The organism is Kribbella albertanoniae (assembly GCF_004348455.1).
GTDB classification, from domain to species: domain Bacteria; phylum Actinomycetota; class Actinomycetes; order Propionibacteriales; family Kribbellaceae; genus Kribbella; species Kribbella albertanoniae.
In genome coordinates this window covers 1-5,125 of record NZ_SMKA01000418.1, presented here as the reverse complement: position 1 = coordinate 5,125, position 5,125 = coordinate 1, and the positions used below count along the sequence as shown (strand labels likewise).

Sequence of the window (5,125 nt, the reverse complement as noted above, 5' to 3'; positions counted from 1 at the left end):
ACGAACACGCCATCGACCTCCTGCGAATACTGTGCCATGAGGCTAAGTATTATCTCGACCCAACACTTAGCGCAAGGGCTAAGTATTGGCGCCCTGGAATGCAAGAACCCCACCTCCGTGGTGGAGGTGGGGTTCTGGGACGACCTTGGTCAGTCGCGGGTTAGCTTGCGGTGGGTGACGCGGTGCGGGCGGGCGGCTTCGGGGCCGAGGCGTTCGATCTTGTTGGCCTCGTAGGAGGCGAAGTTACCTTCGAACCAGAACCAGCTCGCCGGGTCCTCGTCCGTGCCTTCCCAGGCCAGGATGTGGGTGGCGACGCGGTCCAGGAACCACCGGTCGTGGGAGACGACCACGGCGCAGCCGGGGAACTCCAGCAGGGCGTCCTCGAGGGACTGCAGGGTTTCGACGTCCAGGTCGTTGGTCGGCTCGTCGAGGAGCAGCAGGTTGCCGCCCATCTTCAGCGTGAGGGCCAGGTTCAGCCGGTTGCGCTCACCGCCGGACAGGACGCCGGTGGGCTTCTGCTGGTCGGGGCCCTTGAAGCCGAACGAGGCGACGTACGCACGGCTCGGCATCTCGAAGTTCGCGACCTTGATGTAGTCGAGCTCGTCGGAGACCTGCTGCCAGACCGTCTTCTTCGGGTCCAGACCGCCGCGGGACTGGTCGACGTACGAGATCTTGACCGTCTCGCCGAGCTTCAGGGTGCCCTTGTCCGGCGTCTCCTCGCCGACGATCATCCGGAACAGGGTCGACTTGCCGACGCCGTTCGGGCCGACGATGCCGACGATGCCGGCCCGCGGGAGGGAGAAGTTGAGGCCGTCGATCAGCGTGCGGCCGCCGAAGCCCTTCTCCAGCTTGCTGACCTCGAGCACCGTGCTGCCCAGTCGCGGACCGGCCGGGATGTTGATCTCGTCGATGTCCAGCTTCTTGGACCGCTCGGCCTCGGCCGCGAGCTCCTCGTAGCGGGCCAGCCGGGACTTGCTCTTGGTCTGCCGGGCCTTCGCATTCGACCGGACCCACTCGAGCTCGCGCTCCAGGATCTTCGCGCGCTTCGCGTCCTTCGCACCTTCGACGACGAGCCGCTGCTGCTTGGTCTCCAGGTACTTGGAGTAGTTGCCCTCGTAGCCGTAGGTCTTGCCGCGGTCCATCTCCAGGATCCACTCGGCGACGTTGTCCAGGAAGTACCGGTCGTGGGTAATCGCCAGGACGGCGCCCGGATACTTCTGCAGGTGCTGCTCGAGCCACAGCACGGACTCGGCGTCCAGGTGGTTGGTGGGCTCGTCGAGGAGCAGCAGGTCGGGCTGCTGCAGCAGGAGCTTGCACAGCGCGACCCGGCGGCGCTCACCACCGGACAGATTGTCGACCAGTACGTCGGGCGGCGGGCACCGCAGAGCGTCCATCGCCTGCTCGAGTTGCGCGTCGACGTCCCACGCGTTGCGGTGGTCGAGCTCGGTCTGCAGGTCACCCATCTCGCCGAGCAGCGTGTCGTAGTCCGCGTCCGGGTCGGCCAGCTCGGCGGAGATCTCGTTGAAGCGGTCGAGCTTCTGCTTGGTGTCGCCGACCCCCTCCTCGACGTTCTCCAGCACGGTCTTGCCTTCGCTCAGCGGCGGCTCCTGGAGCAGGATCCCCACCGTGGCGTCCTCCGCCAGCCGCCCCTCGCCGTTGGAGGGTTGGTCGAGCCCGGCCATGATCTTGAAGAGCGAGGACTTGCCGGTGCCGTTCGGCCCGACCACGCCGATCTTCGCCCCGGTCAGGAAGTTCAGCGTGACGTCGTCGAGGACGACCTTGTCGCCGAACGCCTTCCGGACGTTGCGAAGGGTATAGATGAATTCCGCCATACCCCAGAGCCTATGCGCTCGGCACCGCCCGAGCCCAACCGGTTGTCCACAGCCTTGAAGTCGTCGCCGATCCGGGGGCCGATCACGTGCATCTTCTCCGGTGACAAAGCGCGATCGAAAGGGCGGTGGTCAGGATGAGTGCGGGCGAGACCTATCTGACAGTGCAGGGCTGGGTCGGCAGCAAACCTCAGTTCAAGGAGGTCGGCGGGCGGACCCCACAGGTGACGTTCCGGATCGGCTCGACACCACGGCAGTTCACCGCCGACCGCGGCTGGTCGGACCGGCCGACGACCTGGTTCAACGTCGAGTGCTGGCGCGGGCTCGCGCAGAACACCTTCGAGTCGGTCTACGTCGGGCAGCCGGTGATCGTCACCGGCCGCCTCCGCACCCACGAATGGACCACCGAGGCCGGCGAACAACGCTCCAAGGTCGTCCTCGACGCGATCTCGGTCGGCCACGACCTGTCCAAGGGCACGACCACCTTCACGAAGTCGGCGCCTCGGAGCGAGTCCACCTGGCCCGACCCGGTCCGGCAGGAATCCCCCGCAGCCGCCCTGCCGAGCACCGACATGGCCGCAGCGTCGGCCACCGCGGAGCCCGGCCTCGGCGCACCGTTTCCACCCGACGAGTTCACCACGACCACCCTCCCTCTCACCCCCACCACCCGGGAGGCTGAGGCGGCGTGACTATCTCAGCCTTGACTTATATAAGCACGGCCCGGCATTCTGGGCTGCATGATCGACATTCTCGAGCACATCGACACTGTCCAGCGGGAGGTCGGCCGGACCGGCGAGACCGTGAGCCTGCAGATGCGCCGCGCGTACCGGGCGACACCCGAGGAGCTGTGGGACGCGATGACCGACCCGGACCGGCTGGCCCGCTGGTTCTGGCCGACAACCGGCGACTTCCAGGTCGGCGGCAGCTTCCAGCTGCAGGACATGGCGGGCGGCGACATCCTCGAATGCGAGCCCCCCAAGAGCTTCAAGGTGACGTACGGCGGACCGAACAGCTTTCTGGAGATCCGGCTGCACCCGGCGGCCGGCGACTCGACGGATCTCGAGCTGGAGCACATTGTGACGGGGATTCCGGCTCCGGGTGCTGGCGGCGCCTTGTACGTCGGCCCTGGCTGGGACGGTGGATTGCTCGGCCTCGCGCTCTACGTCGACGGCCTTCCGGACGGCTTCAACCCGGTCGCGTTCGCCGACTCGCCGGAGATGCTCAAGTTCAACGAGCAGTGCGTCCGGGTCTGGCTGAAGGTCGTCCGCGAGTCCGGCACGACGACCGAGGAGGACGCCATCGAGGCGGCCAAGGTCTCGATGGCCCAGTTCGCTCCTGGAGTCGAGCTCTAGACCTCCGGCGACTCACTGGACTGGTCAAACGGACAGTTCCTGGCTGCGGTTGCCGGATGGTCTGCTGCGGTGCGTCAGTCTCGCGGCTGGATTCGGGTGCTGTTGATTGCCGCGAGCAGGAGCAAGGCCGCGGCCGCTCCGAGGCTGATCCGCAGCCCGGCGAGGAAGGTGTCCGGGTTGGCGATCAGGGCGCCGAAGACGGCGATGGCGACTGCTCCGCCGATCTGGCGGAACGTGTTGAACACGGCGCTGGTGGTTCCTGCATGTTCGACCGCGACACCTTCGAGGACGACTCCGGTGATCGAGGGCATGGCCAGCGATCCGCCGGCACCGATCGGCACGACGCAGAGCGCGGTCACGACCGGCGACTCCAGCGGGGCCGTGAGGAGCAGGGCAACAAGCCCAGCGGTCATCGAGAGCAGCCCGGCCACGACCGGGACCCGCGCTCCGAACCGGTTGGTGACCGGGCCGCTGGCGAGGTTCCCGGCGATCGCGAAGAAGGCGGCGGGCAGGAACGCCAGTCCGGCGTGCAGTGGCGACAGTCCGAGGTGCTGCTGGAGGAACAGACTGACGACGAACACGTTGCCGTAATTGCCGACCATGAAGGCGAAGCCGACGGGCAGCGCCAGCCGGAAGCCGCGCGCCCGGAACAGTTCCAGCGGCATCATCGGGTGCCGGCCACGGGCCTGAACAGCCAGGAAGGCGACAAGGGTGATCACGGCAATCGCAAGCGCGGCGACGACGGTGGGGTGGATGAACCCGCGATGGCCGCCTTCGATGAGCCCGTAGACCAGGGTGGACAAGGCTACGACGGCGAGGACCTGGCCGGCCCAGTCGAAGCGGGACGGCCGGGTGGGCGAGGCCGCCACCGCCACCAGGAAGGCGACCATGCCGGCACAGACGGGCAGGTTGATCGTGAAGACCCATCGCCAGTCGAGAGTCGTGAGCAACCCACCGAGAGGCTGTCCGACCAGTCCGGCGACAGCGCCGCCGACCGCCCAGACGCCGAGTGCACCGGCTCGGCGGCGCGGGTCGGGGAACGCTTCACGCAGCAGAGCCATCGACGCCGGAAGCATGATCGCCGCGGCAGCGCCTTGCGCGCAGCGGGCGGCGACCAGTACGCCGATCGTGGGCGCGGCCGCACAGGCGGCCGAAGCCAGTCCGAAGCCGACGATGCCCGCTCCGAGAGCCTTCTTCGCGCCGATCCGATCCGACAGGTTGCCCGCGAACAGCAGCAACGCGGCAAACAAGAGGGTGTAGCCGTCGATCGTCCACTGCTGGCCGGTCGTTCCACCGCCGAGCTCGGTCCGGATCCGGGACAGGGCGACGTTGACGATCGAAATGTCCAGCGTGATCAGGAAGAAGCCCAGCGAAGCGATCGTGATGACGATCCGCGCGTGTGGCGCATCCGGGACGGCTGCTCCAACCCCCGGCGGCACCCCACCCTCGGTTGGACTACTCGGCACTGCGTCGGTCCGTGGCAAGGCATTCCGCTCTGCGCACAGTTGCGCGGTCGGTCTCGATCCTGCAGGTCGCGTACGAGTCTGCCAAATTCGTTCGCGCCGAGGCAGGTACAGCGATGATCCCCCCCAGGCCAGTTAAGGTCCCCTCGAGAGTGTCCCGGTCCCCCGCCGCCACGACGTCCGAAGAACCCGCAGGCGTGGCCTCCGTGTTAAGGCGTGGCCTCCGGATCTTTCGGACGTCAATCGCTGCTCCCCACTAACGTCCGAAAGATCGGAGGGCCGCCCTCCGGCCATTCGGACGTTAACCCCGGCTCCCCGCTAACGTCCGAACGATCGGAGGGCCACCCTCCGGCCATTCGGACGTTAGGGAAATCCGCAGCGAACGGGGACAACGAACCCCCTTCCCCGAACCGGTTCGGGGTGGATCCGCGACCGGTTCGGGGGGGATCCCTCCCCCCATCCCCTCGCGGCCGGTGCCAGC

Annotated in this window: 4 protein-coding genes; 2 read left to right on the top strand and 2 right to left on the bottom strand. The window is 67.6% G+C overall.

Annotated elements, in window-relative coordinates; translation table 11 throughout:
- Window positions 1-149: 149 nt before the first annotated feature.
- Window positions 150-1,832, bottom strand: coding sequence for an energy-dependent translational throttle protein EttA (gene ettA / locus E1261_RS43150; protein ID WP_132415891.1), 1,683 nt, complete (start codon window positions 1,830-1,832; stop codon window positions 150-152).
- A gap of 134 nt (window positions 1,833-1,966) precedes the next feature.
- On the opposite strand from ettA, the gene E1261_RS43145 reads away from it, so the two are divergent.
- Together E1261_RS43145 and E1261_RS43140 are read left to right on the top strand one after the other, a co-directional pair.
- The gene (locus tag E1261_RS43145; protein WP_132415889.1) at window positions 1,967-2,518 is read left to right on the top strand and encodes a single-stranded DNA-binding protein; all 552 of its coding nucleotides are present in this window, start codon (window positions 1,967-1,969) and stop codon (window positions 2,516-2,518) included.
- Between the two features lie 48 nt (window positions 2,519-2,566).
- Window positions 2,567-3,181: an SRPBCC family protein gene (locus tag E1261_RS43140; protein WP_132415887.1), complete on the top strand. Its 615-nt coding sequence runs from the start codon at window positions 2,567-2,569 to the stop codon at window positions 3,179-3,181.
- A gap of 74 nt (window positions 3,182-3,255) precedes the next feature.
- Here E1261_RS43140 and E1261_RS43135 read toward each other — a convergent pair whose 3' ends face one another.
- The gene (locus E1261_RS43135) at window positions 3,256-4,647 is read right to left on the bottom strand and encodes an MFS transporter (RefSeq protein WP_238176812.1); all 1,392 of its coding nucleotides are present in this window, start codon (window positions 4,645-4,647) and stop codon (window positions 3,256-3,258) included.
- Window positions 4,648-5,125 lie beyond the last annotated feature (478 nt).

Bases quoted from the DNA above. Each gene is read 5' to 3' on its own strand.
- ettA (WP_132415891.1), bottom strand. From the start codon at position 1,832: ATGGCGGAATTCATCTATACCCTTCGCAACGTCCGGAAGGCGTTCGGC.
- E1261_RS43145 (WP_132415889.1), top strand. From the start codon at position 1,967: ATGAGTGCGGGCGAGACCTATCTGACAGTGCAGGGCTGGGTCGGCAGC.
- E1261_RS43140 (WP_132415887.1), top strand. From the start codon at position 2,567: ATGATCGACATTCTCGAGCACATCGACACTGTCCAGCGGGAGGTCGGC.